Origin of the sequence: Streptococcus sp. 339 (genome assembly GCF_013277285.1) — a bacterium.
In the GTDB taxonomy this organism is placed as follows: Bacteria; Bacillota; Bacilli; order Lactobacillales; family Streptococcaceae; genus Streptococcus; species Streptococcus pseudopneumoniae.
This window is the reverse complement of sequence record NZ_VMMR01000074.1, coordinates 1-3,504: the sequence shown is the minus strand read 5'-3', so window position 1 is coordinate 3,504 and position 3,504 is coordinate 1. Positions and strand designations below refer to the sequence as shown.

General features: G+C 39.7%; 2 protein-coding genes and 1 pseudogene. 2 read left to right on the top strand and 1 reads right to left on the bottom strand.

The window, feature by feature from the left end; translation table 11 throughout:
* The first annotated feature begins 50 nt into the window (after positions 1–50).
* Both mltG and greA read left to right on the top strand, forming a co-directional pair.
* Positions 51–1,652: an endolytic transglycosylase MltG gene (mltG, locus tag HT736_RS08795; RefSeq protein ID WP_172930961.1), complete on the top strand. Its 1,602-nt coding sequence runs from the start codon at positions 51–53 to the stop codon at positions 1,650–1,652.
* Between the two features lie 61 nt (positions 1,653–1,713).
* Positions 1,714–2,196 carry a transcription elongation factor GreA gene (gene greA, locus HT736_RS08790; RefSeq protein WP_000818760.1) on the top strand — a complete coding sequence of 161 codons (483 nt, stop codon included), beginning with the start codon at positions 1,714–1,716 and terminating at the stop codon, positions 2,194–2,196.
* A gap of 161 nt (positions 2,197–2,357) precedes the next feature.
* On the opposite strand, the pseudogene HT736_RS08785 reads toward greA, so the two are convergent.
* A pseudogene (locus HT736_RS08785) lies at positions 2,358–3,404 on the bottom strand (IS630 family transposase).
* Between the last annotated feature and the right edge of the window lie 100 nt (positions 3,405–3,504).

Genomic DNA, 3,504 nt, shown 5'->3' with positions numbered 1-3,504 from the left:
TGGACTTTTAAGATATAATATTATGGATTGTCAACAAGGAGGAAAAACTTTTGAGTGAAAAGTCAAGAGAAGAAGAGAAATTAAGCTTTAAAGAGCAGATTCTGAGAGATTTAGAAAAAGTAAAAGGCTATGATGAAGTTCTGAAAGAAGATAAGGCAGTAGTTCGCACTCCTGCAAATGAACCTTCAGCTGAAGAACTCATGGCTGATTCCTTGTCAACGGTAGAGGAGATTATGAGAAAAGCTCCTACCGTGCCTACTCACCCAAGTCAAGATGTACCTTCTTCTCCAGCGGAAGAAAGTGGTTCAAGACCAGGACCAGGTCCAGGTCCTGTTAGACCTAAGAAATTTGAAAGAGAATACAATGAAACCCCAACAAGGGTAGCTGTTTCCTATAAGACGGCAGAGAAAAAAGCAGAACAAGCAGGTCCAGAAACACCTACGCCTGCTACAGAAACAGTGGATATCATCAGCGATACACCACGTCGTAGCCGTAGAGAAGGAGCAAAACCCGTTAAGTCTAAGAAAGAGAAGAAGTCACATGTGAAAGCTTTTGTGATTTCATTCCTTGTATTCCTTGCCTTGCTCTCAGCAGGTGGTTACTTTGGTTACCAGTACGTGCTAGATTCTTTGTTACCTATCGATGCTAATTCTAAGAAATATGTGACGGTTGGAATTCCAGAAGGTTCAAACGTTCAAGAAATCGGTACGACGCTTGAAAAAGCTGGTTTGGTAAAGCATGGTCTGATTTTTAGCTTTTATGCCAAGTATAAAAATTATACCGACTTGAAAGCGGGTTACTACAATTTGCAAAAGAGTATGAGTACAGAAGACTTACTCAAAGAGTTGCAAAAAGGTGGAACAGATGAACCGCAAGAACCTGTACTTGCGACTTTGACAATTCCAGAAGGTTATACCTTGGATCAGATTGCACAAGCTGTGGGTCAATTGGAAGGTGACTTCAAAGAGTCTTTGACAGCGGAGGCTTTCTTGGCAAAAGTTCAAGATGAGACGTTTATCAGTCAAGCAGTAGCCAAATATCCTACTTTATTGGAAAGTTTGCCTGCAAAAGATAGTGGTGCGCGTTATCGTTTGGAAGGATACCTTTTCCCAGCTACTTATTCTATCAAGGAAAGCACAACTGTTGAGAGCTTGATTGATGAGATGTTAGCTGCTATGGATAAGAACCTATCTCCTTACTATAGTACTATCAAATCTAAAAACTTGACTGTCAATGAGTTGTTGACCATTGCTTCCTTGGTCGAAAAAGAAGGTGCCAAGACAGAAGATCGTAAGCTCATTGCAGGTGTATTCTACAATCGTTTGAATCGTGATATGCCACTTCAAAGTAATATTGCAATCTTGTATGCCCAAGGAAAACTGGGGCAAAATATCAGCTTATCTGAGGATGTTGCGATTGATACCAACATTGATTCACCTTATAATGTTTATAAAAATGTAGGTCTCATGCCTGGTCCAGTCGATAGTCCAAGTCTGGATGCGATTGAGTCAAGCATCAATCAAACTAAGAGCGATAACCTCTACTTTGTAGCAGATGTCACAGAAGGCAAGGTCTACTATGCTAATAATCAAGAAGACCACGATCGCAATGTCGCTGAACATGTCAACAGCAAATTAAACCAAACAAACTAAAATTATGTGATACTTCACATAATTTTCTTTAGAAAATATTATTAGAAGAAAGTTGAGAAAAATGGCAGAAAAAACATATCCTATGACCCTTGAGGAAAAGGAAAAACTTGAAAAAGAATTAGAAGAATTGAAATTGGTTCGTCGACCAGAAGTGGTAGAACGCATTAAGATTGCCCGTTCATACGGTGACCTTTCAGAAAACAGTGAGTACGAAGCAGCTAAGGATGAACAAGCCTTTGTCGAAGGACAAATCTCTAGCTTAGAAACAAAAATCCGCTATGCTGAAATCGTCAATAGCGACGCAGTTGCCCAGGACGAAGTAGCGATTGGTAAAACAGTCACCATCCAAGAAATTGGTGAGGACGAAGAAGAAGTTTATATTATCGTAGGTTCAGCGGGTGCGGATGCCTTTGCAGGTAAAGTTTCAAATGAAAGCCCAATTGGACAAGCCTTGATTGGCAAGAAAACAGGTGATACAGCAACCATTGAAACGCCTGTTGGTAGCTATGATGTAAAAATCTTGAAGGTTGAAAAAACAGCCTAAAAACAGAAAAAGGAGTGGGGAGGCGATGTACTTCACTCACTCCTTTTTCCATTTTGCTACTCTTCGAAAATCTCTTCAAACCACGTCAGCGTCGCCTTGCCGTATATATGGTTACTGACTTCGTCAGTTCTATCTACAACCTCAAAACCATGTTTTAATACTCATCTACTTTCAAAAAGCATTCTAGTCCATCTCCGATTAACGATGGACGTTATCACCTCCTTCTCCAGTCCTTGTATAACATCTTGAAGTTGATTCATGACATCTTCCAAAATTCGAAAGGCTTTATTCTTAAATCCACGTTTACGAATCTCTTTCCACACTTGTTCAATGGGGTTCATCTCTGGTGTGTATGGAGGAATAAAGGTAAAGCCAATATTAGTCGGAATCTTTAAGGTACTTGATTTATGCCATATGGCATTGTCCATAACGAGTAAAAGATAATCATCTGGATAAGCTTGTGAAAGCTCTTCTAAAAAGGCGTTCATCCACTCAGTATGACATCCACCAGCGATTAAGAAAAATGATTCGCCTGTATGGGCATCAACAGCTCCATAACAATAGCGAAATTCTCGTATATAGTGACTATGGACATGTGGACCTACTCCCATTGGAGCCCAACAAGATCCCAGTTTACTGATTCTACCGAAACCAGCCTCATCTTGGTACATCAAGCGAACCTTACGAAAATGTCTACTGGTTTTAAAGCGCTTTCTTGTCTTCTTGAATTGAGATTTTATTTTTAGACGCGACAATGGTTTGAGCGTCTGCTTTCTTAGGATGTTCTGGACGTGGCCTAATATTTCGCCAACCATGGCGCTTCAACAGTTGATAGAAGGTATCACGTGTGTAGGAAGGACCTAACTCCTTTTTATAAGCCTGAAATAAGGCATCAATTGTAACAAATTCTCCTGCCTCTGCAGCCTTCAAATGGCGAGCAAGAAAGGCTTTTTCTTCCTCAACTGTCATATATGATGGTTACGACCACCACGTGTTTCTTGAAGGAGAGAATCGAGCCCGAACTCCTCATATTTTTTTACAGTTGGCCAAATCGTTGTTTGATTACAGTCTAAAAGCTCTATAATCTCTTTATAAGATTTACTCATCAGACGAAATAGAACGATTTGAAGGCGTTTATGATATTTAGCTGTACTAGAGTCTTTTAAAAGTGTTTTGATAGCTTGGATTTCTTCTTTAGTTGATTTCATATTACTACTATATAATGCTTTTTGATTTTAGTCTAGTATGAGCTGACTTCGTCAGTTCTATCTACAACCTCAAAACCATGCTTTGAGCAACCTGTGGCTA

Bases quoted from the DNA above. Each gene is read 5' to 3' on its own strand.
- greA (WP_000818760.1), top strand. From the start codon at position 1,714: ATGGCAGAAAAAACATATCCTATGACCCTTGAGGAAAAGGAAAAACTT.